Genomic DNA, 22,435 nt, shown 5'->3' with positions numbered 1-22,435 from the left:
CATGAAAATATATTTATTTTTGTTGGCGATGGTGGTCAGTTTTTCAGCGTCTGCTGATGTGATGGAACAGGTGTCTGAAGTCCAGCATCACTGGGCGGAAGCCAACTATCAGATCAAGGGCAAAGCGCAGCAAACCCGCTTTGAGGGTTTACTGAAAGAGGCCGATGCCGTGGTGCAGGCGAATCCCGCATCTGCCGAGGCTCTCATTTGGCGCGGTATTGTGCAGTCAAGCTATGCCGGCATCAAAGGCGGGCTGGGGGCGCTGGGCCTGGCTAAAGCTGCCAAAGCTGACTTTGAACAGGCGCTGAAGATCAATGACAAGGCGCTAGCCGGCTCCGCTTATACCAGTCTCGGTACTTTGTATTTCAAAGTCCCCGGCTGGCCGTTGGGCTTTGGCGACAACGACAAAGCCGAGCAACTACTGAAACAGGCGCTGGCGATTAACCCGGATGGTATCGATAGTAATTATTTTTATGGGGTTTTTATGCTGGATCAGAGACAATACGAAAAAGCAGAGCAGTATTTATTGAAAGCCCGGCAGGCACCGGCACGGCCGGACCGGCCACTGGCAGATCAGGGGCGGCAACAGGAAATCACCGACGCATTGCAGCAAGTTCGTTATCAACTGAGAACACATCAACATGCAGGTATTGCTGATTGAAGATGATGCCTCTCTGGCAGAGGGACTCAAACGGTCGCTCAAACATGAAGGCTTTACTGTTAACCATCTGACGCTGGGTAAGCAGGCTGTCAGTGCCGTTGCTACATCAGCACCGGATATGCTGGTGCTGGATCTGGGCTTACCGGATATGGATGGTCAGGAGGTGCTCAAAGCCATTCGTAAACTTGATGCAGAACTACCCATACTGATTCTGACAGCCCGGGCTTCATTGGAAGATAAAGTCACGGGATTGGATAACGGTGCTGATGATTACCTAGCCAAACCCTTTGAAACGGATGAATTACTCGCCCGCCTCAGAGTGTTCGAAAGAAGGCTGAGCAGTTTTAAACATGCCGGATTAACAATCGGTGAAGTCACGATGGACACCAAAGCGCAGACAGTCAGGGTTTCAGGTAAAGAGATTGAACTCTCCCGGCGTGAGTTTATGTTGCTCAAAATGCTGATGGAAAATACCGGACGGGTGCAGACCCGCGATAGTCTGGAAAGCAAGCTCTACAGCTGGGGTGAAGAGATTGCCAGCAATGCGATTGAGGTGCATATCCATCATCTCAGAAAGAAGCTGCCTGAGCATTTCATCAAGACCGTTCGTGGTGTCGGTTACACCATCAAGGTGGCATGAAGTCGATACGCCTGTTCCTGCTGCTATCGCTGCTGGCGACGATCACGCTGGTGAATTTTGTCGCCTTGCTACATGGTTATCAGTCCAGTATGGAAAAGGCGCAGAGCCTGTTTGACTCGAGGCTGGCGAGCACAGCGAGACTGATTGCTTCTGCAAATTCCGAGCAGGCGATTCAGCAGGGGATTGCCGAACAGCAGACGCCGTTCACCTATTTTCAGATTTGGGACAGTGACAGCAGGCAGTTGCTCACGCGATCCCGAAATGCGCCCGGGTTTGTCACCGGCGAACTCAGTGAAGGTTTTCATGAGATCAACTTCGATAGTTATCGCTGGCGTAACTTTGTCTACCGTGATCAGCATCTGAACCGCTGGATTGTGGTGGCAGAGCGTATCGATATTCGCTATAGCCTGGCTGAGGAGGTGGTACTGGAATCCTTGTTGCCCATTGTGATTGGTATACCGGTCGCCGCATTGATTATATGGCTGGCCGTCGGCATCGGTCTGAAACCGCTCAAACAGTTTGCTGACCAGGTCCGCGCTAAAAGGACTGATGATCTGAGTCCGATTCAATTGGAAAGAGTGCCTTATGAACTGATGACGGTTGTTTCCAATACCAATGCTCTGCTGGGCAGACTGGATGATGCTTTTCACCGGGAACAGCGCTTTGCTTCTGATGCAGCGCATGAGCTGAGAACCCCCATCAGTGTACTCAAAGTGCATTTATATAATCTGAAACAACGCTTGGGGGAGGGAGATGAGGACGTGGCCCTGCTCAAGGCCGGTATTGAACGCATGGGGCATCTGATTGAACAGATTCTGGCCCTGTACCGAAGCTCACCGGACCAGGCATCAGACCGTTTCGAATCGGTCGATCTCTACAAGCTGGCGCAGACAGTGATTGCCACTGATTTTGCCCGTTTTGAGCGCAAGCAGCAGAACATATCACTGGATGGCGAGCCCGCCTTGATACCTGGGAATCGGTTTGCACTGGAAACCCTGCTACAGAATTTATTAAGCAATGCCAACAAATATACGCCCCCGGGTGGGGAAATCCGGGTCAGCGTGCGGCTGCTTGACAACAGGGTAGAGCTCAAAGTCGAAGACTCCGGCCCCGGCATCCCGGCTGAACAGTACCAGCGGGTATTTGAGCGTTTTTATCGGGTTGATGGCGACAGGCACGACAGTGGCGAACTCGGTTGCGGTCTGGGGCTCACCATTGTCAGTCACATCGTCGATTTGCATCATGCCCGGATACAGCTCGGACCCTCATCGCTGGGGCAGGGGCTGGGCGTGACCATTGAGTTTCCGGGGGAAAGCTAAATTGAAACAACTTTTTATTCTGCTGAGTTTATGCTGTCTGTCACCGCTGGTTATGGCAGGGCCGCCGGTGATTGAAATCGAGATCAAGGATCATTTGTTCTTCCCTGATGAGGTGCGGATTCCGGCTGATACCAAGGTTAAATTGCTGGTAAAAAACCTGGACCCGACGGCAGAAGAATTCGAGAGCTATGAACTAAACCGGGAAAAGGTGATTGCCGGTCACAGCGAAGCCATTATTTTTATCGGCCCGCTACCGGCCGGTGAATATCCCTTCTTCGGCGAGTTTTTCCCAAAAACCGCCCAGGGCAAAGTGATCGCGGAGTGATGTGATGTTATTGAATGCAGTCATTATTATTCTGCGCGAAGTGCTGGAAGCGGCATTGATCATCAGTGTGTTTCTGGCGCTGAGTCAGCTGCTGAACCGTAATCTGTGGTGGATGTTGCTGGCTTTGATAATCGGTTTCAGCGGCGCGTATATCTACGCGGTGAATCTCAGCGCGATCTCAATGGCGATGGAGGGCACGGGGCAAGAGGTACTTAACGCTGTATTACACAGCGTGATTTTCCTTGCCTTACTGATATTTATGATCACTGTGCCCCATCAGGCACACCCCATGTGGCGACGCATCAATCTTATGACCATCGTACTGGCCGTTATCACCGCTATTGTTCGCGAAGGCTCTGAAATCATCCTTTACATTAAAGGCTTTATCGGTATTCCGGATTTACTCAGCCCGGTATTAATGGGCAGTGCCGTTGGTGCCGGCATTGGACTCAGTGTTGGCGTGTTTTTTTACTATCTGCTGGTCAATATGCGCACCAGCCATGGTATCTGGCTGGGTTACCTGATTCTGCTGCTGATTGGTGGCAGCATGGTAGCGCAGGCAGTCGAATTTATGATCCAGGCAGACTACATCGCCGCCAGCGCACCGGTGTGGGACAGTTCTGCGATTATCAGTGAACGATCAGCGGTAGGCCAATTGCTCTATGCTCTTGTCGGCTATGAAGCAACACCGGCACCGCAGCAGGCTGCGGCTTATTTCTGCAGTATAGTCCTGCTGGTTGTAGCTGCTGCTATCAGTTTTATGTTCAGAGGAAAGTCATCATGAAATTCATCCGTCTCATCATCGTGCCAGTATTGATGCTTCCCGGACTGGTGATGGCGGATGACCTTGCCATTGATAAGGTCTATCACCCTTATGTTCAGCCACTGGAGCGGGAAGTGGAATGGCGGATGGTGGCTGCGGACGGTGATCACTTGCAGCGGTTGGGTATCGGACAATCCTTAAATGATCGGGTCTTTGTCGAGGGTTATCTGCTGGCAGTTGAAGAGGGCGATACTTTCCGACTGGAAGGCTATGAACTGGAAACGCGGATCCAACTGACCGAGCAGGGCGAATATCCAGTTGACTGGGGCATGCTGGTTGAACTGGAAAAAGCCCATCACCAAGATGAATGGGAGCTGGCCACTGCCCTGTTAATGGAGAAACAGTGGGGCAGGTGGGTCGGGGCAGCCAATTTCTGGTTGGAATACGAATGGGGTAATCAGATCAAGGATGAGTTTGAAACAGCTGTCGCCCTGCAAACCCGTTATCGTCTTTCACCCGAGTTTGAGCCGGCGATTGAGTTTTATGGTGGTGAAAATACCCGGGCATTGGGACCCGTTGCGATGGGAGATATCCGCTTCGGTCCCGGTAAAAAGTTACATTGGGAAACTGGCATTCTGCTCGGTCTCAGTAAAAAAACGCCGGATGCTACATTGCGACTACTGGCTGAATACGAATTCTAGCTTATTGCAGTGCCTGTTCCTTCATCCGTCTCTCCAGATCATTCCATAGCGAGAGTTTGGAAGCTTCGCCAACCCGCTGGCCTTCACCACGGGATTTGGCCAGCCACAGTCCAGTACCGTTAAAGCTGTAGACCGGCACCAGATCATTGCGGCGGCTGGCCGGTTTGATATCGGTAATCAGGTTATCGAGTACCAGCGGTACTGAGCGCTTGGTTTCAAAGTAGGTCAGCACCATGTGTGCCTGATCGATTTCAATGGCCTTAACATAGGTGATTCTCAGCTTGCCTTCATCGACGCCCAGCTCTTTGAGGGTGAAGTATTTGGCAATTGAGTAGTCTTCACAGTCGCCGGCACCGATAGACAGCATTTCCAGTGGCGTCGCCCAGTAATCTTTTTTCTGCCACAAATCGATATCGTTAATAAACTGCACGTTACTGTTGAAGAATTGATTGACCAGTTCCAACTTTTCTTTTTCCGGTAAGTCGTGATTGGCCGGATCGTCTACCAGTTCACGCCAGCCTTCAACGCGTTTGCGCGCGAATTTATTGTACTGGCTTTCGATGCGGGCCAGTACTTCATCGCTGATATTGAGCTTGGCGATGCCCGGCAGGGCAAACAGCAGCGAAGCCAGTAGCAGCGTTATCAGACTGTGACGGTAAAGACGCATTTAATCCCCGGCGATCAGACTCAGCGACTGATACCAAACAAGCCGGTCTGTTTCACAATCTCAAAGTCCTCATCGGCTTCTACCGATTCAGCCAGCACCTTAATTTCAATCAGGCTCGATACTTCCTGAATCAGCTCAAGGAAGTCTGGCTTGCTGGCATTGCCTCGGATGTTATGTGTCAGATCCCGCGCCAGTCGTATATAGTCGATGTGCAGATCATGCAGCATTTCGACAGGGATGATGTCGGAGGAATAACGTTTTAACAGCACGGTTGCTCCCTGAGACTCGACAAAGCTGCTGAAACTGTCGAAGGCCGCAATATCCTTGGCTGCGGCATAAGCGGTCACCGAAAAAGCCAACAGATGATTAGCCAGGCTGGTTTGTTCCATACGGGCTTTGAGCCAGCGGTGGAATGCCAGCGATGACACCGATGGCATTGACAGGTTGATGGTAACCGGCGTGGTGATGTTTTCGGCTTCCATTTTGAGAATGATTTTGTTGACGATGACTTTGTCCAGATCTTCAGCCAGATCAAACTCTTGTGCAACGGAGAAGAAGGTACCGATGGACAGCGCCTTGCCGCTGGCGTCTTTGACCACGGTAAAGGCTTCCTGCATCACCTTGAGGGGAATATCGGTATTGTAATTATAAGCTTCAGCCGTGAAAGTGATTTCAGGTGTGTTGTTGTCGATAGCATGGACGATGGCTTCGCGCCAGGCCTGTTCAGTCATCGAGCTGATGCTGTCCTGCTTGATGAAATAGGCATTCTGACCAATGTTTCTGGCCTGTTCATAAGCTTCGATCAAGGCCGGCATCAGGCGATCAAATTCACTGGTCTTATCGAAATACACAATACCGGTATGCACCATGTCATCCAGCTCATAGCGTTGACCTAACTCATTGATATCGTGCTTGAGTCTTTCAGCCAAAGCTGTGACCGAATTCACATCTGAGTCTGGGCTGATCAATGCAAATTCAGAGCCGTAAAGACGGTAGACATCAGCCTCTTCAGGGGCATTTTTACGCAGTAGTTCGGCGAATGACTGCAGTAATTTATCGACTTTCTGATTGCCCAGTTCTTTGCTAATGGCAGCGAGATCATCAAATTTGAAATACAGCACATAACCATGACTACCCGCAGAGAGGGCGCGTTTGACATCGACACTGAATGTTGCCTGATTGAGCAGACGGGTCAGAGGGTCGCGTTTCAGGCTGTCACTGAGTGAGTCGAGGCGGGTATTCAGCCGGGCAATGGTATCGCCGATTTTACGTGACATGCCATTCATTGAGTTCGCGACATGGCGCACCTCGGTGGTCCAGGGCAGCCTGTTAATTGTGGTGAAATTACCACTGGAAATCTCATTAGCCTGTTTCTGTATGTCTCGCAGTGGTTGAAGCGTCAATCGCAGTACCAGCATTAACAGCAGGAAGGCCGCTAGGAAAATAAACAGGGAATAAAGCAGCGTCTCCTTGGCTTGTTCGTACAGTTTGAGATAGGCGTAGGAAGGGTTGCTGGTGACATACAGGCTGCCGGAAATATTCCAGCCCGAGCTGATCTCAGTTCGCGCTGTGGCAGTTTTCATCGGTAACAGTCTTATCAGCCAGTCGGGTACGCCTTCCATCTGTACTGGATTGGTCAGTGTGACCAGGTTTTCACCATCCACATTTTCCAGGCGCATTTCCTTGTAATAGCCCATATCAAAGATGGCATTCATCATTGTCTGCAAGATAGGATCCTGCTCATCAGTCATATGCGGGCTCAAAGATAAACCCAGCGAGGTAGCGGTATCCTGAACATGAATCTGAGATTCCACCTCCAGGTAATTGCGAATATTGTTCATGCTTAAATAAAAGCTGACCGAGAAGACAATCAGGAAAATCAGACTGATCAGGATCAGGAGTTGCTTGGACAGAGACATAATGCGTTCCTCGAAACAGGCCAATGCAGAATTAATTCACCATCTGATAAACCTTCGCTATCCTTCTGGTCTATCTCAAGTTAATGATGAAATTCAGTTAAAGATACGCTGCCAACCAGCATCAGGCAAGGTGATTCGGGCATTCACAGCGCTTTTGTTTTAGTGCAGCGGTTGCTAGGATCAGTTTTTCTCCCCGCAAGGCGAATGGCATGTTGTCGACCATGTTGCAGATGGGGCTGCTGATTGCCTTTGGCACACTCTGGCGATTGTTGGCTCCCAGGCATATCCCCGCGCTGGCTCACCGCCGGGCTTTGACTGATCTGGTATTTTATATTTTGCTGCCGGCACTGGTGTTGGATGTCATCTGGGGCGCGCCGATTGATCTCACTTCAATGAAAATTTCGCTGGTCGCTTTATCGACCTTGGCGGTCTCTGCTTTGCTGATGATTTTGGTACTCCGTTTTTTCGAGACCAGCCGGCCGACAAAAGGAGCCTTACTACTGGCCGCCGTATTTCCCAATGCGACTTATCTGGGGCTACCGGTCACTGATCAGGTACTGGGTAAATGGAGTAATTCAGTTGTACTTCAATTTGATTTATTCGCCTGTACACCGGTACTGCTGACCCTGGGCATTTTAATGGCTAATCATTTTGGTGCGGACGGTCGGGAAGTTCACCCCTTGCGTGAGTTGCGAAAAGTACCTCCGCTCTGGGCTGTGGCTGTGGCCATGCTGTTGAATATCTTGGACGTCCCCAGACCAGAACTCGTTCACAACACCTTATCGACGCTATCGGGCGGCGTGGTGCCATTGATGCTGATCGCGCTGGGAATGAGTATCCGCTGGGATACGATGCGCCTGAAATTTTTGCCGATGTTGTTACCGGTCGGCGTGATTTCATTGCTGATAGCGCCTATTGTGGCGTTTGTTGTCAGTCATGGCCTGTCTATGCCACAGGATATTTCCACCGCTGTGGTATTACTGGCCGCGATGCCGACCATGATATTCGGGATTGTAATTTGTGAGCGGTATGGTCTCGACAGTGCGATTTATGCTGCAGCGGTTTTCCTGACCACAGTCCTCAGCGTATTGACGCTGACAGTCTGGTTTTACTTTCTGCCGCCAGCCTGATCATCCCAGATAAACCCGGACTTCTCGATTTCGGCAATCATCACGGCCATGGCCTGTTCCACCTGCTGTTCATCACCGCGCAGGCTGAACAGGATATAGGGCTCATCGCCCAAGTGAGGCAGGCTGGATAAAAGCAGATCAGGATAGTCATCGACAATTTGATTCATGGTATGCAGCAGGTCGGACTCGCGCCCCCTGGTAATGCGGATAATACGTTCACTGCGTGGTCGCAGATCACGCAAATGGGCATATTCGTTGTCGAGCAACCATTCCACCATCGGCCAGGCCATCTCCGGAAAGCCAGGCATAAAGTGATGATTATCGACGCTGAAACCCGCCACGCGGTTCACCGGGTTGGGAATCAGCCTGCAGCCTTCGGGCAGGTGTCCCATCAGAATACGATTGGGGTAAGCCGCTTCACCGAACTTGTCCTCGATTTCCTTGACCGCTTCAGGATGTGGCACCAGGGGCACACCTTTAACCAGTGCAGCGGTCTGGCGGGTGCGGTCATCCGGGGTTGCGCCGATGCCGCCAAAACTGAAGACCAAATCATCACTCGCCATTGAAAAGCGCATGGCACGCTCGAGATCGGCGGCATCATCACCGACGATGAGGCTCCAGCTGAGCTCCAGTCCACGTGCGGCGAGCACTTCCTGTAAATGTGCAAAATGACGATCCTGTCTTTTACCGGATAGGATTTCATCACCGATAATCAATGCCCCGATTTTCATCCCGTGGTTTGCTCCTGTCTGTTACGCATGAAGTCAGCGGTTTGTACAAATGAGGACATTAATTGTTCTGCAAATAGCCGGTCAAGATCCATCGTTTTCAGAGCCTGTGCCATGCAGTAAAGCCATTGGTCGCGTTCTTCGATACCGATAGAGAAGGGCAGATGTCGTGCCCGGAGCCGGGGATGACCGAACTTGTCTGTAAACAGGGGCGGACCACCAAGCCAGCCGCTCAGAAACATAAACAGTTTCTCTTCACTGCTGCTGATGTCTTCGGGGTGCAGCCTGCGGATCAACTGTGTCTGCTCTGTCTCGCACATGATCTGGTAGAAAGTCTGACACAGCTTTCTGACACCGGCTTCGCCGCCGATGCGCTCGTAGGGTGTTGCAATATCTGCCATGGTTTTTAGCTTATGGAAAAAGGCTAGTTTAACTTGCCTTGTCTGACTGATAAAGCAAGCTTTTAGTGCCTGCCGGGACAAAATTTGTCAATAATCAATAATATGTATTGCCTTGTTCATGCCAGACAGTGTTTGCTATTAAATCGCGCAGGGCATCGCTTTTTGCTCTGTTAATTCCGACAGACTCAAATTATTTCTACCCACCAGGCTTTGTTTTGCAGCTGCCATCAAGCCGCTGTATATGGTTGATTACTCTGCCAACGCTTGTCGAACATGATGGGGCGCGGGTTGCGACGAGTCACTCAGAGCGGGATAATGGTGCATTTTTTTACGTCCAATCTTAAGGAGAATCTTAATGAGCGATAAAATCGTAATGCGTACCGGTGAAGCACTGGTCGGTGGTGGTCCCGCTTTCACAGCGGCTGAACCAGAAGTAGTTATCGGTGAACTGGATGGTCCATTCGGTACTGCTTTCGCCAACCTGATGGGTGACCAGGTACAGGGCCATTCTCGTGTACTGGCACTGATGAACACCGATATGCAAGTTCGTCCAGCCACCATCATGGTCAGCAAGGTCACCGTTAAGAAAACGGCTTACACCAATATTCTGATGGGTACCGTCCAGGGCGCGATCGCCAACGGTGTTCTGGATGCGGTTCGTAACGGTACTATCCCTAAAGAAAAGGTCAACGATCTGGGTATCATCGTTTCTGTGTGGCTGAACCCAAGCATCACCACTGTGGAAGATCTGGATCATGAAGCGCTGTTCAACATTCATCGTGAAGCGACCCGTCGCGCGCTGGAAAAAGCGATGAACAATGAACCTAGCATCGACTATCTGCTGGAGAATCAGGATAAACTGGTTCATAAGTATTACCAGAAAGAACTGGATGCAAAAAAATAAAATAACATGAAACTCAGTTATTTAGCTGTGGTCTGTCATAAAGAGGATTGATTCACAGCCTCGCACAATTAACGGTCCGTCTACGACAGTGGGTGGACCGTTTTTTTTGCCATGTATAATGAGCCTCATGACACACTCCACCCAGGTAGATATGGAACTGTACTCCATAGATAAATTGATGCATGAAACCCGGCAGCTGGCAGCAAAATATCGCCAGACTACTGGCAGTACCTTACCTGTGACCGGTGAAATCGCCCGGTTTGATGCTGCCAAAGCGCTCAATCTCTCTTTAGTTGATGACCCCGGTAGTCCAATAGACGCATTGGGTCTGTCTGGAGAGCGCAAAGACAAAAAATTTATCATCAAAGGTCGCGCCATTTTCGAAAATACCCGCTCCAGCCCCAGAATTGGTCAGCTCAACCCGGATCAGGACTGGGATTTTGCCGTGCTGGTCCTATTTGATGAAGAATACGAAGCGGACGAAATCTTCGAAGCCAGTCGTGAGGCGATAGCCGCAGCGATGGAGAGCAAACCGGACAGTGCCCGTAAAAAACGCGGCGCTATGTCAATCGCACAGTTTAAAATTATCGGCAACCGGGTCTGGACGCGTGAAAACGGGCCAGAACAGGAACTCTGGGATAACCAGGAAACATAACAAGGAGCGACGATGAGTGTAGGCGAGTTTATTTTCTGGGGGCTGGTTGCGGTTCTGCTGGTCTATATAGTCATTATCTATAACAACCTGGTCAGTCTTAAGCACAATGTCAGTAAAGCCTGGTCCAATATTGATGTCTTGCTCAAACAACGTCATGACGAGTTGCCTAAACTGGTCGAAACCTGTCGCCAATACATGCAATACGAGCAGGAAACCCTGGAAAAAGTGATGCTGGCACGTTCCTCTGTCGCTAATGCGCAGCAACAAGGCGATGTCGCGCAACTGGGTCAGGCTGAGGGGGCTTTAAGATTGGGACTGGGTAACCTGTTCGCCTTGGCTGAAGCCTATCCGGAACTGAAAGCTGACGAAACCTTCCAGCATCTGCAGGCACGTATTACCGGACTGGAGAACGCGATTGCTGACCGCCGCGAGTATTATAACGAGAGTGTCAACATCAACAATGTCCGCATTGAACAGTTCCCGGATGTGATTATTGCGCGGCTGTTTAACTTTAAAGCTTTTACGCTGTTGGAGTTCAGTGCGGAAGAGACTGCTGATGTCAATTTGCGCGGCCTGTTTGAACAGTAAATGCAGGATTTTCTGGCTTCATTATCCAGGGTAATCAAAACGGCAGATCCGAATTGGTTCTGGGTTGGCGTTATGCTCGGTCTGGTCTTCGCACTGTTTGCATTTTGGAAAATGTTTGCAGATTACCGTCGAGCACGTCTGATTTCGAACATCCCCACCGCTAAAGTTCGATCGGCACCACAGGGACACATAGAACTGTCAGGTCAAGCCGTAGCCATGGAGGGACCCGTAATCCGGTCTCCGGTGTCGTTAAAAGAATGTGTTTGGTATCACTACACTATCGAAGAGCGCCGCAGTCATTATGACAGCAGTGGAAGACGAAGTAGTCGCTGGCATGTGGTCAAAGCTGAAACCAGCGATGATCTGTTTCTGTTAAGAGATGAAACGGGCGACTGCGTCATTGATCCCGAGTCTGCCGAGGTCATTACGAATTACAACCGCCGATGGTATGGAGATGACTTGGCTCAACGGCGGCGGTTTAAAGAAAAACTGATTCTCGCTGGTCAACCTTTGTATGCGATTGGCTGGCATCAATCATTTTCCGAATCAGAGCCGGAAAGCTTCAGAAGGGAAGTTACACAGTTACTCCGTCACTGGAAACAGAATCCGGATTTACTGATTCAGGACTACGATACTGATGGTGACGGCCAAATCAGTCTCAATGAATGGGATAAAGTCAGGCACAACGCTTCTGAGCAAATTAAAAGAGAACGGGATAAGCGTCGAAATACACAATTGAGTGTGATCAAACAGAGCCCGAATCGATATCAACATTTCATTCTTTCCGTCGAACCAGAACAGCGCCTAGTCAGGCGATATCAACTGGCAGCGATGGGTAGTCTGATCCTTTTTTTCTGTCTGGGTACTGCGTTGGTATGGGCTTTTAACCAGCGCATGGGCGTCTAAATGCTGACTGAGTTAACGCAGTTATTCGAAGTTGATGGCCTGATATCGAAACATATCGAGGGGTATCAACCCAGGCAGCAACAAATCGAGATGGCAGAAAAGGTCAGTGAGGCACTGAGCAACCAGGACATGCTGATTGCTGAGGCCGGCACAGGCACCGGTAAAACTTATGCCTATCTGGCACCGGCCATATTGTCGGGTCAAAAAATCTTTATCTCAACTGGCACTAAAAACCTTCAGGATCAGTTGTTTAAAAAGGATTTGCCGAAACTGCGTGAAGTGTTGTCTGTGCCTTTAAAAGCCGCTTTACTCAAAGGTCGCAGTAATTATTTGTGCCATTACCGATTGTCTCTGGCTGAAACAGAGCCCAGTTCAGCCCTGAATCAACATGTACTGCAGGAACTGCGTGAGTGGTCAGGTAAAACCGACTCCGGCGATTTGAGTGAGACCGATCTGCTGGAAGCGCAATCGCCGTTATGGCCCAAAGTGACCTCGACGGTCGATAATTGCCTGGGCCAGCAGTGTCCGGATTATGACCAGTGTTTTATCGTCGAGGCCCGGCGCAAGGCGCAGGAGGCGGATATCGTGATCGTCAATCATCATCTATTGATGTCTGATATGGCGCTTAAGGCCTCTGGGCAGGGAGAGGTGTTGCCGGATGCAGATGCTTTTATTATTGACGAAGCCCATCAGTTACCTGCAATTGCCAGTCAGTTTCTTGGTCATCGGGTCAGCAGTCATCAGTTGCAGGAGCTGAGCCGAGACAGCATCAGGGAAATGGAGCTGGAAGCCAATGATATGGACAGTATCCGCCAAGCGGCTGAGAAACTGGAAAACCGTTTGCACCAGTTTAAACTGAGCTTGGTTGATAGTGAGCAACGTCTGCCGTGGCATCAGTGCCTGCAGCGTTTTCCGGATGTTAAGGAGCAACTGGAGACATTGATAAGCAGCGTTGAAACCCTGATGGAAACGCTGGAAACAGCCAGCGAACGGAGCAGGGGACTGGAACAATGCTATGAACGCAGTCAGGACTTAATTGATCGCTTATCAATATTCAGTGATAACGCCGAAGATGACAATCTGGTGCTATGGCTCGATATTCGTGGCAACAGTTTTGTCTTGCATGCCACACCGCAGGAAGTCAGTCAGCATTTTCAGCAATGGATCGCCGAGAAACCCAGCGCCTGGGTGTTTACCTCAGCCACATTAACCGTAGCCGGCAAATTCAATAACTTCATTCAGCAGTTAGGCCTGGAAGATCCGCTCACAGCCAGTTGGCAGAGCCCATTTGATTATGCCCGTCAGAGCCTTTTATATATGCCATCGATACCGGTTGAGCCTTCGCATCATGGTTATAACCAGCATATTGCCGAGATTGCACGTTCGGTCATCGAACACAGCCGGGGCCGGACTTTTCTGCTTTTCACCAGTTACCGGGCTTTGAATGAGGTCGCCGAGGCTTTGCAGGATATGGATTATCCGATTCTAGTGCAGGGTAGCCGCGCCAAAAACCAGCTGTTGGCAGAATTCAGAGATCACGGGAATGCGGTTTTACTGGGCACAAACAGCTTCTGGGAGGGGGTGGACGTCAGAGGGGAAGCCTTATCCTGCGTGTTAATCGATAAAATTCCCTTTGCTTCGCCTGGCGACCCGGTACTGGAAGCTCGGATTAATCATCTGCGGGAGCGGGGTGGTAATCCTTTCCGTTCAATACAGATACCTTCAGCCGTGATCCAACTGAAGCAGGGCATTGGCCGACTGATTCGTGATAAACAGGATTCGGGCGTACTGGTGTTGTGTGATCCCCGGTTTTTAAGCAAACCCTATGGCAAAGTCTTTATGCGCAGCCTGCCGCCAATGCCCATAACGCAGCGTATTGATGATGTCGAGGCATTTTTCAGCGAAGCATTACTGAGTCCCGCTAGTTAAGATCAGCAGCAAACGCTTTCAACAAATCCAGTGGAATAATTTCGGTTGCCCGCTGATGGGTACCAGCCAGGTAAACGCGGGGTGCCATATTGTGTTCATAAGCTTCCAGCCAGCGCGCCGCACAAAGACACCAGCGATCACCTTCCTTAAGCCCGGGAAAACCGAACTCATCCATGGGGGTTGTCAAATCATTGCCCCGGAACCGTGAGTATTCCAGAAAAGCCTGGTTTACCTGCACACAGACAGTGTGCTGGCCAAAATCCGCATCACTGGTGTTGCAGCAACCATCACGGTAAAAGCCGGTCAAGGGTTCTTCACTACAGCTCTGAAGCGGTTCTCCAAACACATTCAAGGATTCATCGATATCCATTAATCACCTGGTTTCCTTAACATTTTCCTGACTTCACCGACATGCATTTCCTCTTCGCTGATTTTCTGCCGGGCATATTCTTCCAGCATCACGCTTTTTCCTTCAACCAGTTTGAGTAAGGCATGATATTTCTCAATCGACAGCTGCTCATGTTCGAGGGATTCATGGAGAATCGCGCCGATGTCATGCTGCTGTGATTCCAGCAGGGTGCCAATCCCCAGCGAGGGATGGTAACCAAGGTGGGTGATGAGTTCGCCGGCTTCCTGAGCATGAGTAAGCGACTCGTCAGCCTGACTTCGCATCCAGGATACGATGGGGATACGGCCGTAACCATAGACCATAAAAGAGTAGTGGGTGTAGCGAACCACACCCGCCAGTTCAGTTTCAAGAATTTGATTGAGTAAATTGACTACTTTATCAGTGTCTAAAGCCTGGTCAGTCATATCAGACCTCCCGTGGTTTAGCTCAGATGAATGGTGCCATCCACTTTATGCTTGATAGACAGCGCGGGGACATCCAGCGTCATTTTGACTTCAATGGTTTCCATACCATTGAGTTCATCATTATCCAGCGCTCGGATAATCGCATGTTCGATTTCACGTTGAGAGGTGACACCGACCTGCTTCAGGAACTTGCGTATATCCATATTGAGCATTTCATCGTTCATGGCATCGCTCCGTCACTCATTAATCGTATTTGATGTATTTGAAACGGGGATCGTCAGGTGTCCCTGTTAATGCCCCGTCATCCAATCCCGGCTGCCACATGACCACTTCTTCAATTTTCCTGGCCAGTTCGAAATCTTTATCGGTAATGCCTTTGGCAGCGTGGTTGACCAGTTTCACAATGACAAAGGCATAGGACACAGTCAGGTCCGGATGGTGGAATGCTGCTTCAGCCAGATGACCTACCGTATTGACCACCATCAAGGTGCTTTTCCAACTACTGGTTTTATATTTCCGACGAATCCAGCCGTTTTCAAGATACCAGTGAGGCAGTTCCTGCTTCAGTCTGGCTTCAACTTCCTCATCCGTGTAGGTTTTTTCTTTGCCGTCTTCTCTCCAACTCATTGTTTCCACCTATTACAAATTAATTCTACTCCCAGTTAGACATATTTGAATATCACTGTCAAAACCAGACAGCATGCTGGTGACGGTTTGTCTCACGGTGTTTAAAGAGTAAGATGAAGTTATTGATTTTGAAGAAGGGGAGACAATATGAATGATGCCGCCAGCTTCAGAGAAGTCGGTTTTTTATCAGAACAATGCTGCCATGGCGATTTTGCCACGGAAATTAAGCAAAGCGGCTACTACACCGTTTGCAAAGACCTCAATAAGCTGGGGCAATCGGTCCTGAATCACTGTCACATTCACCCGGACGATGAGAAAGAGGTGTATCTGACACTGCATTTCCAGCGAATGCTGTCACATTTTCAGTCGATTATTCTGATGTCTGAACGTGGCATGACTCACCAGGTAGAGATCATGGCCCGTTGCATGCTGGAGCTGTTGTTTAATCTGGTAGCATTCCATCAGCACGATGATTTGCTGGAAGCCATGACAGTTGGCGATGATGACCAGAGGAGGGAAGTCTTGATCAGACTGTATAACCAACAGTTGGAAACACCGACCTTTACAAAAGAGGAAATAAACCACCTCAAAAACGTTATCAACAGTGCTGACGAAGACGATCGCGATGATATCCACGTGTTTATCAAAGCGGAACTGGCAGGACTACTCAATGAGTACCGCACGACATACCAGTTACTCAGTGAGAGCGTTCACAGTAACCTGCATTCCTTGAAAGCGGATCTGGAAGTCGAAGATCGCAGTGATGCGATTGTTGGCATCAACACCCGAGCAGACCATCAGGACAAACTCTCAACCTTGATGTTAACGGCAGGAGACTACCTGATAGCCGGCATTGAAATCATGTTGAAAATTCAGCGTCAACCTGAAGAGCAATCTGAAAGCCTGGAAACGATAAAACACAAAGCGCAGGATGTCTGGAAACACACCGTGGTGAAAGTCTCACACCGATAACTTTTAGTTTTAGTACTTATCTTTTGAAGGCCCAACTGAAATTTTCAGTTGGGCTTTTTTTATGCTTTCAGAATTTAAAATCTGGTGATGCTTACCGGGGATAACACCTCAGAAATTAAATTCTGAACTGCTGCTTTTTGGATTTTTAGCACCTGAAGTGGAGAAGTGATGATTTCATATCGTAAGCACTTACATATCTATCAGATATTATTCTTGAATACTTAATTTAACATAATATATATTATACGAACTTAAGCGTAAGCAAAAACACAAAGCGCAAACCACGCTTTCTTTGTGGTTCGTATCATTCAGGTTATGACAAATTGAGATTCAGGTGCTGCAGATAACTCGCGCTTCCAGAATTTAAAATCTGGACGGTTTTACACTATCAAGCCAGCTAGATTTCAAATTCAGAATGCGACACTCGCGTCACTGATTATGACTACTTAATGATGTTTTCCCCTGGTTGATTTCTACAGGTTAGATTGTGGAAACATTTTTTGATTATCTCGATCGCATCGAAAATCTGTCCTTCCTCAGTGTGCCTCCCAAGGCTAAAACGCATTGAAGACAGCGCTTCTTCGTCAGTCAGGCCCAGTGCTTTCAAAACATGTGATGGTAGAACCATTTCACTATTACAGGCAGAGCCTGTTGATGCTGATATGTCAGGCTGCAATGCACCGAGTAGTTCTGGTGCATTGACTTGTTTGAATTGCACATTGATATTGCCAGGGTGACAGTATTTCTGGTCACCATTGAGAACAAATTCAATACCCGAATTACCGAGCTCTTCTATAAAAGTTTCTTTCAAAGTGCTTAATTTGGCTCGATTGAGCTCCGCATTCTCTACTATTAAGGACAATGCCTTAGCCATACCCACACAGAGTTCTGTGGGAACTGTGCCTGAGCGGGCGCCACCTTGTTGTCCACCCCCATGTATCAATGGTGGTAACTGAGCTTGCAAAGTGTTTTTGATAAACAAAACCCCGATACCTTTGGGCCCATAGATTTTATGCCCAGAGAGACTGAGTGTATCCACATTCCAGTCCTGGACATCAATATCAATGGTTTCGGGTGCTTGAGCTGCATCACAGTGAAATAAAGCATCTACATTGTGAGCCATTTCAGCTACTGTCTTTATGTCCTGTATTACACCGATTTCATTGTTTACGGCCATAATGCAGACCAAAGCCACACTGTCTGAGAGCATTGCTTTGTATGCCTCTAGATCAATAATGCCATTGCTTTGAACAGGAATTTCTTCAACATGAAAACCCAGTTTACTAGCATAAAAGTAAGCGGCATTTTTAACGCACTTATGCTCAATAGCACTGATTAAGACGATATTTCTGTTACTACCTGCTTTATCGAATAAAACGCTTGCGATAGCGTGGTTATTAGCTTCTGTCGCGCCAGAAGTGAAGATCACCTCCTCCTCTTTTGCCCCAATAAGCGATTCAATTTTTGCTCTAGCATTTTCAACTGCTGAAGCAGACAACTGCCCTAATGTGTGCTGGGTTGCATGCGGGTTTGCGAAGAAAAGCTGATCACACTCAAGCATGACCTGCCGCACTCTAATATCGACGGGCGTTGATGCCATATAATCGAGATAAATGGAATTCTCTGCTCTCATAGTTTCTAAATCTGCCTTTTACGAATCTGTACAGTGTTGCGGATATGGGAAATTTGTCACTCAAGCCATTGATTCAGACAACTGTTGAGTTAGCCATGTTACAAAGAACTCAACATCGGACTGCATCGGTGATAGCAAATTTCCAGTTACCAGATAATATTTGAGGCCCTCTACAGAGTGTGTGTCGGGCAATCTTACCAGCCACTCATTTTGGACATAGTCATTAACGAGTATGTCACTGACAAACGCCACTCCCCGTCCTGATACTGCGGCCTGAATAACATGGTTTTCTTGATCATAGCTCTCTGCTTTTTGTGCCTGATACCTGCCGTTATCAATGCAACCGGTGAAGCTTATATCAGGCAGGGCTTTATTTTTCCAATTTGTCGTAATGACTGGAATAGTGTTACTGCTCAAACCTGATATATAGGCTTTAGAGGCATATAGGCCCATAGTTTCTGTAACTAAGGGTGTGGCATTTTTCGTGTTATCAATGTCTTTAGCGTAGCGAATGGCTAAATCAATATTCTGGCTGGATTTCATATCAACAACGTCGTCTGAGGTGATAATCGAAACCTTGAGCCCAGCGTTAAGTTTTTGGAAATCAGCCAGCTTGGGTACCAGCCACATGGAGGCAAAAGCGACTGTTGTCGTTACTGTGATTTGTTTATCTTCACTGGTGATGTCATCCAAAGTTCGTGTCAGCTCACTAAATATACGCTGACTGACATCAGCCAGTTGTTGTCCCTTCTCTGTCAGTTGAATCTCTCTGGTCAAACGTATGAATAACGTTTGACCTAAGACCTCTTCGAGCTTTCTCATTTGATGCGAAACCGCTGTGGGGGTGATATGGAGCTCAGTTGCTGCATCTTTAAAACTTTTCAGCTGGGCTGCTCTGCTAAAGGTATAGAGCATGTTCAGGTTCGGGATTTTGGTCATCATTTAACCTATACATGAGATAAGTTCATCTATATTGAAGATAATATCATTTGTAAAACAACAAGATAAATAGAAATATAGTCTCTGAAATTCATCACGCTTGAATTAGGAGACGAACATGACTGTATTACTTATTGAAGCAAGTGCCAGACCGCTTAATAACGAGAAAGCTTCACATTCTTCCCTTTCCCGCACTCTGGCACGTGAATTCATCAAAAAATTAGATGAACATTCCCCAGATGAAGAAATCATTTACCGTGATGTGGGAGCGTTACCCCCTGCTTTTATCAGCCATGAATGGATCGGCGCGGTCTTCACACCTGATGACAAGAGAACTGAGCAGCAAAAACAGTTGCTTAGTCAGTCTGATACGCTCATCGAGGAGCTGGTAAGGGCTGACCTGATAGTGATTTCTACGCCGATGTATAACTATGGAATGCCGGCTGCACTCAAGGCCTGGTTCGATCAGGTTGTCAGAGTGAATAAAACCTTCACTTTTGATCTTTCACGTGGTGACTTTCCACTGGAACCAACACTGTCAGGAAAAACAATGGTCCTGATCACTTCAGCAGGTGAGTTTGGCTTTTCTCAAGGTGGTATCCGGGAAGAGATGAATCACTTAGGGACTCACATCAAGGTCTTGTCGAAATATCTCGGTGTCCAGACGTTTTATGAGATTGGTAGTGAGTACCAGGAGTTTAATGATAATCGACATCAAAAGTCCTATGCCAATGCATTGAAAGAAATACAGTTATTGGCTAGAGATCTTGCCGTTGGCAATACAGATAATCCGTTCATGGACAAGAGTCTTGAAAAGATGGGACAACAGGTTTAAACGATCTTGGTCCTGATTGCCGATACGCCCATGAATATACGTTTCAAGCACTGTGTCTGAACCACTTCAACACGGTGGCTTTGGCCCCCCATGCCTTTATTGTTAGTCTGAGCCCTTTTAGTGCTGCAAGTAACTTTTCAACCAGGCACTGGGGGAAAGACCTGTTTTCCGTTTGAAAGCCTTTGATAAAGCCGAGCTGTTCTCATAGCCGACTTCGTTTGCCACAATAGACACGGGTTTCCCCTTTTTTAATTCACTTTGTGCCACCGAGACGCGCCAGTCAATCAGATAATCACCCGGCGTTTGTCCGACTACCCTTCTGAATTCTTCAGCAAACTTTGAGCGAGACATAAATGCAAGCTCACTCATTGACTCAAGCGTCCATGGCTCAGCCGGTGACTCATGCAGCCTGATAATAACCCTGGCAAGCTGATGATGGGCCAGGCCTGCCAGAACGCCCCGATAATCTGTCCCTTTGCTTAGCACTGCTCGGAGCAAGTGAACAATGATCACTTCTGTCAGCCGGTCTATTAATAGCTGCTTACCATCTCTGTCATGAAAAGCTTCTTCAAACAAACCGTTGACTGTGGCTAAAACATACTCGTTTTCGGCAAAATCCAGGGTCACCATCCCCGGCAGTGCATTGGTTAGAGGATTACTGGTATCTGCACCATAGCGGATGGAGGCGCAAACGACTTTAGCATTATCAGACTCTTTAGCCTGCAAGCGATGAATGCTTGGCTTGGGAAAGAATATAACGGAGGGTTTGTCGAGCTTAATCACATCACCATTTTCATCAATAACATCCATCCTGCCCGATGCTAATAAATGAATATGCCCCTCGTTTTGAGCCGTCCCATCAAAATGAGCCAGTCCACACATTTCACCAGAGAAAAATACACCAGCAGTGACCGATAAACGGTCCAGTATCAATGAGAGTTTGTCCATAACTCGCTTCTGGATGATTGGATAAATAACCAGGACGATCATAGCTCACCGACCTCACCTTAGTCACTAAAGTATGCATCGTGCCTGTGCACTTTAATCGACTGAATGGTGATGAGTTTTTCAGGCTGAGCTGAGTGATTATTTCATTTTAAGCAATAGTTTATTAATCAGACGACTTATTATTTTTTAAAACAGAACAAGAAATAATGATCTCGCTGGTAAGAAAACGTCAGCAGTAACTAACGCAGCAACCGTTCAGTAATGACAAACACAAACCTGGAGATAAACAAATGTTAAAGAAAATTATCACAACTACCGCGGCCACTCTGGCACTGAGTCTTTCAGCTGCAAGCTTTGCAGCCGATATTGATATGAATGCAAATGGAAACGACCTGGCCATCCAGGGTTATGACCCCGTTGCCTATTTCACTAATGAAAAGCCGACCAAAGGCTCTAGTGACTTCACTGCCACATACAAAAACGCCATTTATCACTTCAGCAGCGAAGAAAATCGCGACTTGTTCCGGGCCAGCCCAGCTAAATACGCCCCTCAGTTTGGTGGTTTCTGTGCTTTCGGTGTGACCAAAGGCAGAAAGTTTGACACCGACCCGACTGCCTGGCGTGTTGTCGACGGTAAGCTTTATCTGAACCTGAATAAAGATGTTCAGAAAGTCTGGCTGGAAGATGTGCCTGGCTACATCACCAACGCTAATCAAACCTGGCCAACCATTAAATCGTTTACTGATTCGGCCCTGGAAACATTCTAAACGAGTCTGTCCCGGCAACCTCGTTGCCGGGGCTCAATTCTGGAGAAAGAGGATGAAACAAATAGCAACCATGGATGATTTTGAGACTGAGAAACAGCAGCACGAATATTTGTTGCTGAAAATTTCAGCCTCATGGTGTGAACCGTGCCGACGCTTTGCCCCGGTTATTGAGTCCGTCTCTGCCGAGCGTCATGACATATCTGTCGCAGAGATCGATGTTGATGCGCTGCCCGATGTCCGTGAAGTGTTCAAGGTGCGTTCAGTCCCTACGCTGATCATGCTCAAAAATGGTTCACAAATCGACTCGCTGGTTGGTTCACAACCCGGCGACAACGTTAACGCGTGGATTGACCACGCTATTCAAGCCTAAGAGGAATAAATGATGAAAAACAATGCCATTATCGCTGCGGCTATCGCAGCCACAGTGTCGCTGAGTGTGACCGTTCCCATGACTGCCCACGCTGCCAGTAAGGAAAAATGCTACGGCGTAGCTAAAGCCGGTCAGAACGATTGTGCCAACCTGGCAGGTACCCACTCCTGTGCGGCGCAATCCAAAGTCGATAACGACCCGGGTGAATGGAAGCTAGTGCCAGTTGGTACCTGTACTGACCTGGGTGGTTACTCCAAAGACGAAGCCAAAGCGCTGTTGAGCGCTAATTGATCTG

Annotated in this window: 28 protein-coding genes; 17 read left to right on the top strand and 11 right to left on the bottom strand. The window is 48.4% G+C overall.

Features of this window, described 5'->3' with window-relative positions; all coding sequences use genetic code 11:
- Window position 1 precedes the first annotated feature (1 nt).
- The 6 genes from OMQ46_RS05030 to OMQ46_RS05005 are packed head-to-tail and all read left to right on the top strand — an operon-like array spanning window position 2 to window position 4,409.
- Entirely contained in the window at window positions 2-661 is a 660-nt protein-coding gene (locus tag OMQ46_RS05030; protein ID WP_266235318.1) for a tetratricopeptide repeat protein, read from the top strand.
- A complete protein-coding gene (locus OMQ46_RS05025) occupies window positions 642-1,301 on the top strand; it encodes a response regulator transcription factor (RefSeq protein ID WP_266235320.1) in 660 nt (219 codons plus the stop codon). The genes OMQ46_RS05030 and OMQ46_RS05025 overlap by 20 nt, the downstream gene beginning before the upstream one ends.
- Window positions 1,298-2,620, top strand: coding sequence for an ATP-binding protein (locus tag OMQ46_RS05020; protein WP_266235321.1), 1,323 nt, complete (start codon window positions 1,298-1,300; stop codon window positions 2,618-2,620). The genes OMQ46_RS05025 and OMQ46_RS05020 overlap by 4 nt, the downstream gene beginning before the upstream one ends.
- 1 nt (window position 2,621) lies before the next feature.
- Entirely contained in the window at window positions 2,622-2,945 is a 324-nt protein-coding gene (locus tag OMQ46_RS05015; RefSeq protein WP_266235322.1) for a cupredoxin domain-containing protein, read from the top strand.
- Window positions 2,946-2,949: 4 nt separating this feature from the next.
- Window positions 2,950-3,729, top strand: coding sequence for an FTR1 family protein (locus OMQ46_RS05010; protein WP_266235323.1), 780 nt, complete (start codon window positions 2,950-2,952; stop codon window positions 3,727-3,729).
- Window positions 3,726-4,409: a hypothetical protein gene (locus OMQ46_RS05005; RefSeq protein ID WP_266235324.1), complete on the top strand. Its 684-nt coding sequence runs from the start codon at window positions 3,726-3,728 to the stop codon at window positions 4,407-4,409. Before OMQ46_RS05010 ends, OMQ46_RS05005 begins: the two co-directional genes overlap by 4 nt.
- Window position 4,410: 1 nt before the next feature.
- On the opposite strand, the gene OMQ46_RS05000 is transcribed toward OMQ46_RS05005, so the two are convergent.
- Entirely contained in the window at window positions 4,411-5,076 is a 666-nt protein-coding gene (locus tag OMQ46_RS05000) for a transglutaminase-like cysteine peptidase (protein WP_266235326.1), read from the bottom strand.
- A 20-nt stretch (window positions 5,077-5,096) separates the two neighbouring features.
- Window positions 5,097-6,995 (bottom strand): LapD/MoxY N-terminal periplasmic domain-containing protein, encoded by a 1,899-nt coding sequence (locus tag OMQ46_RS04995; protein ID WP_266235328.1) that lies wholly within the window; start codon window positions 6,993-6,995, stop codon window positions 5,097-5,099.
- Window positions 6,996-7,204: 209 nt separating this feature from the next.
- On the opposite strand from OMQ46_RS04995, the gene OMQ46_RS04990 reads away from it, so the two are divergent.
- On the top strand, window positions 7,205-8,125 hold the full coding sequence (locus OMQ46_RS04990; RefSeq protein WP_266235329.1) for an AEC family transporter: 921 nt from the start codon (window positions 7,205-7,207) through the stop codon (window positions 8,123-8,125).
- Here the strand turns inward: OMQ46_RS04990 and OMQ46_RS04985 are convergent.
- Window positions 8,104-8,856 carry a competence/damage-inducible protein A gene (locus tag OMQ46_RS04985; protein WP_266235330.1) on the bottom strand — a complete coding sequence of 251 codons (753 nt, stop codon included), beginning with the start codon at window positions 8,854-8,856 and terminating at the stop codon, window positions 8,104-8,106. The genes OMQ46_RS04990 and OMQ46_RS04985 overlap by 22 nt on opposite strands.
- Complete coding sequence (locus OMQ46_RS04980; RefSeq protein WP_266235332.1) at window positions 8,853-9,254, bottom strand: group II truncated hemoglobin; 402 nt, start codon at window positions 9,252-9,254, stop codon at window positions 8,853-8,855. Before OMQ46_RS04980 ends, OMQ46_RS04985 begins: the two co-directional genes overlap by 4 nt.
- Window positions 9,255-9,609: 355 nt before the next feature.
- Between OMQ46_RS04980 and fae the strand changes: the two genes are divergently transcribed.
- The 5 genes from fae (at window position 9,610) to OMQ46_RS04955 (ending at window position 14,236) form a co-directional block, all read left to right on the top strand.
- Window positions 9,610-10,158, top strand: a complete 549-nt coding sequence (gene fae, locus OMQ46_RS04975) for a formaldehyde-activating enzyme (protein WP_266235333.1) — start codon at window positions 9,610-9,612, stop codon at window positions 10,156-10,158.
- Window positions 10,159-10,285: 127 nt separating this feature from the next.
- On the top strand, window positions 10,286-10,813 hold the full coding sequence (locus OMQ46_RS04970; RefSeq protein ID WP_266235335.1) for a hypothetical protein: 528 nt from the start codon (window positions 10,286-10,288) through the stop codon (window positions 10,811-10,813).
- Between the two features lie 12 nt (window positions 10,814-10,825).
- Window positions 10,826-11,401 (top strand): LemA family protein, encoded by a 576-nt coding sequence (locus tag OMQ46_RS04965; protein ID WP_266235337.1) that lies wholly within the window; start codon window positions 10,826-10,828, stop codon window positions 11,399-11,401.
- Window positions 11,402-12,307, top strand: coding sequence for a GIDE domain-containing protein (locus tag OMQ46_RS04960; RefSeq protein WP_266235338.1), 906 nt, complete (start codon window positions 11,402-11,404; stop codon window positions 12,305-12,307). It begins immediately after the preceding gene.
- Complete coding sequence (locus OMQ46_RS04955; RefSeq protein ID WP_266235339.1) at window positions 12,308-14,236, top strand: ATP-dependent DNA helicase; 1,929 nt, start codon at window positions 12,308-12,310, stop codon at window positions 14,234-14,236.
- Here OMQ46_RS04955 and OMQ46_RS04950 read toward each other — a convergent pair.
- Genes OMQ46_RS04950 through OMQ46_RS04935 form a run of 4 tightly spaced genes read right to left on the bottom strand, consistent with a single transcriptional unit; the run spans window position 14,229 to window position 15,676 of the window.
- Window positions 14,229-14,600 (bottom strand): DUF2237 family protein, encoded by a 372-nt coding sequence (locus OMQ46_RS04950; RefSeq protein ID WP_266235925.1) that lies wholly within the window; start codon window positions 14,598-14,600, stop codon window positions 14,229-14,231. The two genes, OMQ46_RS04955 and OMQ46_RS04950, sit on opposite strands and share 8 nt — an antisense overlap.
- A gap of 5 nt (window positions 14,601-14,605) precedes the next feature.
- Window positions 14,606-15,049: a ferritin-like domain-containing protein gene (locus tag OMQ46_RS04945; protein WP_266235341.1), complete on the bottom strand. Its 444-nt coding sequence runs from the start codon at window positions 15,047-15,049 to the stop codon at window positions 14,606-14,608.
- Window positions 15,050-15,066: 17 nt separating this feature from the next.
- A complete protein-coding gene (locus OMQ46_RS04940; RefSeq protein ID WP_266235343.1) occupies window positions 15,067-15,273 on the bottom strand; it encodes a DUF6494 family protein in 207 nt (68 codons plus the stop codon).
- A 19-nt stretch (window positions 15,274-15,292) separates the two neighbouring features.
- On the bottom strand, window positions 15,293-15,676 hold the full coding sequence (locus OMQ46_RS04935; protein ID WP_266235344.1) for a 4a-hydroxytetrahydrobiopterin dehydratase: 384 nt from the start codon (window positions 15,674-15,676) through the stop codon (window positions 15,293-15,295).
- 147 nt (window positions 15,677-15,823) lie between these two features.
- Here OMQ46_RS04935 and OMQ46_RS04930 point away from each other — a divergent pair, with 147 nt between their 5' ends.
- On the top strand, window positions 15,824-16,648 hold the full coding sequence (locus OMQ46_RS04930) for a DUF5677 domain-containing protein (protein ID WP_266235345.1): 825 nt from the start codon (window positions 15,824-15,826) through the stop codon (window positions 16,646-16,648).
- A gap of 442 nt (window positions 16,649-17,090) precedes the next feature.
- On the opposite strand, the gene OMQ46_RS04925 is transcribed toward OMQ46_RS04930, so the two are convergent.
- On the bottom strand, window positions 17,091-18,281 hold the full coding sequence (locus tag OMQ46_RS04925) for a cysteine desulfurase family protein (protein WP_266235347.1): 1,191 nt from the start codon (window positions 18,279-18,281) through the stop codon (window positions 17,091-17,093).
- Between the two features lie 60 nt (window positions 18,282-18,341).
- Window positions 18,342-19,223, bottom strand: a complete 882-nt coding sequence (locus OMQ46_RS04920) for a LysR family transcriptional regulator (RefSeq protein ID WP_266235349.1) — start codon at window positions 19,221-19,223, stop codon at window positions 18,342-18,344.
- Between the two features lie 115 nt (window positions 19,224-19,338).
- Between OMQ46_RS04920 and OMQ46_RS04915 the strand changes: the two genes are divergently transcribed.
- Window positions 19,339-20,055 carry an FMN-dependent NADH-azoreductase gene (locus OMQ46_RS04915; protein WP_266235350.1) on the top strand — a complete coding sequence of 239 codons (717 nt, stop codon included), beginning with the start codon at window positions 19,339-19,341 and terminating at the stop codon, window positions 20,053-20,055.
- A gap of 117 nt (window positions 20,056-20,172) precedes the next feature.
- On the opposite strand, the gene OMQ46_RS04910 is transcribed toward OMQ46_RS04915, so the two are convergent.
- Window positions 20,173-21,003, bottom strand: a complete 831-nt coding sequence (locus OMQ46_RS04910) for an AraC family transcriptional regulator (protein WP_266235352.1) — start codon at window positions 21,001-21,003, stop codon at window positions 20,173-20,175.
- Between the two features lie 290 nt (window positions 21,004-21,293).
- Between OMQ46_RS04910 and OMQ46_RS04905 the strand changes: the two genes are divergently transcribed.
- From OMQ46_RS04905 to OMQ46_RS04895, 3 genes are read left to right on the top strand one after another with little or no spacing between them, the layout of a single operon-like run.
- Entirely contained in the window at window positions 21,294-21,770 is a 477-nt protein-coding gene (locus OMQ46_RS04905) for a YHS domain-containing (seleno)protein (RefSeq protein WP_266235881.1), read from the top strand.
- A gap of 52 nt (window positions 21,771-21,822) precedes the next feature.
- On the top strand, window positions 21,823-22,140 hold the full coding sequence (locus tag OMQ46_RS04900) for a thioredoxin family protein (RefSeq protein WP_266235355.1): 318 nt from the start codon (window positions 21,823-21,825) through the stop codon (window positions 22,138-22,140).
- 9 nt (window positions 22,141-22,149) lie between these two features.
- Window positions 22,150-22,431, top strand: a complete 282-nt coding sequence (locus OMQ46_RS04895; protein ID WP_266235356.1) for a DUF2282 domain-containing protein — start codon at window positions 22,150-22,152, stop codon at window positions 22,429-22,431.
- The last annotated feature ends 4 nt before the right edge of the window (window positions 22,432-22,435 follow it).

This window comes from Methylophaga sp. OBS1 (assembly GCF_026319365.1).
This window is presented reverse-complemented; position numbering and strand designations above follow the sequence as displayed.

Bases quoted from the DNA above. Each gene is read 5' to 3' on its own strand.
- OMQ46_RS04990 (WP_266235329.1), top strand. From the start codon at position 7,205: ATGTTGTCGACCATGTTGCAGATGGGGCTGCTGATTGCCTTTGGCACA.
- OMQ46_RS04900 (WP_266235355.1), top strand. From the start codon at position 21,823: ATGAAACAAATAGCAACCATGGATGATTTTGAGACTGAGAAACAGCAG.
- OMQ46_RS04945 (WP_266235341.1), bottom strand. From the start codon at position 15,049: ATGACTGACCAGGCTTTAGACACTGATAAAGTAGTCAATTTACTCAAT.
- OMQ46_RS05020 (WP_266235321.1), top strand. From the start codon at position 1,298: ATGAAGTCGATACGCCTGTTCCTGCTGCTATCGCTGCTGGCGACGATC.
- OMQ46_RS05005 (WP_266235324.1), top strand. From the start codon at position 3,726: ATGAAATTCATCCGTCTCATCATCGTGCCAGTATTGATGCTTCCCGGA.
- OMQ46_RS04995 (WP_266235328.1), bottom strand. From the start codon at position 6,995: ATGTCTCTGTCCAAGCAACTCCTGATCCTGATCAGTCTGATTTTCCTG.
- OMQ46_RS05025 (WP_266235320.1), top strand. From the start codon at position 642: ATGCAGGTATTGCTGATTGAAGATGATGCCTCTCTGGCAGAGGGACTC.
- OMQ46_RS05010 (WP_266235323.1), top strand. From the start codon at position 2,950: ATGTTATTGAATGCAGTCATTATTATTCTGCGCGAAGTGCTGGAAGCG.
- OMQ46_RS04930 (WP_266235345.1), top strand. From the start codon at position 15,824: ATGAATGATGCCGCCAGCTTCAGAGAAGTCGGTTTTTTATCAGAACAA.
- OMQ46_RS04925 (WP_266235347.1), bottom strand. From the start codon at position 18,281: ATGAGAGCAGAGAATTCCATTTATCTCGATTATATGGCATCAACGCCC.
- OMQ46_RS04920 (WP_266235349.1), bottom strand. From the start codon at position 19,223: ATGATGACCAAAATCCCGAACCTGAACATGCTCTATACCTTTAGCAGA.
- OMQ46_RS05030 (WP_266235318.1), top strand. From the start codon at position 2: ATGAAAATATATTTATTTTTGTTGGCGATGGTGGTCAGTTTTTCAGCG.
- OMQ46_RS04980 (WP_266235332.1), bottom strand. From the start codon at position 9,254: ATGGCAGATATTGCAACACCCTACGAGCGCATCGGCGGCGAAGCCGGT.
- OMQ46_RS04970 (WP_266235335.1), top strand. From the start codon at position 10,286: ATGACACACTCCACCCAGGTAGATATGGAACTGTACTCCATAGATAAA.
- fae (WP_266235333.1), top strand. From the start codon at position 9,610: ATGAGCGATAAAATCGTAATGCGTACCGGTGAAGCACTGGTCGGTGGT.
- OMQ46_RS04905 (WP_266235881.1), top strand. From the start codon at position 21,294: ATGTTAAAGAAAATTATCACAACTACCGCGGCCACTCTGGCACTGAGT.
- OMQ46_RS04955 (WP_266235339.1), top strand. From the start codon at position 12,308: ATGCTGACTGAGTTAACGCAGTTATTCGAAGTTGATGGCCTGATATCG.
- OMQ46_RS04910 (WP_266235352.1), bottom strand. From the start codon at position 21,003: ATGGACAAACTCTCATTGATACTGGACCGTTTATCGGTCACTGCTGGT.
- OMQ46_RS04915 (WP_266235350.1), top strand. From the start codon at position 19,339: ATGACTGTATTACTTATTGAAGCAAGTGCCAGACCGCTTAATAACGAG.
- OMQ46_RS04985 (WP_266235330.1), bottom strand. From the start codon at position 8,856: ATGAAAATCGGGGCATTGATTATCGGTGATGAAATCCTATCCGGTAAA.
- OMQ46_RS04895 (WP_266235356.1), top strand. From the start codon at position 22,150: ATGATGAAAAACAATGCCATTATCGCTGCGGCTATCGCAGCCACAGTG.
- OMQ46_RS04965 (WP_266235337.1), top strand. From the start codon at position 10,826: ATGAGTGTAGGCGAGTTTATTTTCTGGGGGCTGGTTGCGGTTCTGCTG.
- OMQ46_RS04940 (WP_266235343.1), bottom strand. From the start codon at position 15,273: ATGAACGATGAAATGCTCAATATGGATATACGCAAGTTCCTGAAGCAG.
- OMQ46_RS04960 (WP_266235338.1), top strand. From the start codon at position 11,402: ATGCAGGATTTTCTGGCTTCATTATCCAGGGTAATCAAAACGGCAGAT.
- OMQ46_RS05000 (WP_266235326.1), bottom strand. From the start codon at position 5,076: ATGCGTCTTTACCGTCACAGTCTGATAACGCTGCTACTGGCTTCGCTG.
- OMQ46_RS04935 (WP_266235344.1), bottom strand. From the start codon at position 15,676: ATGAGTTGGAGAGAAGACGGCAAAGAAAAAACCTACACGGATGAGGAA.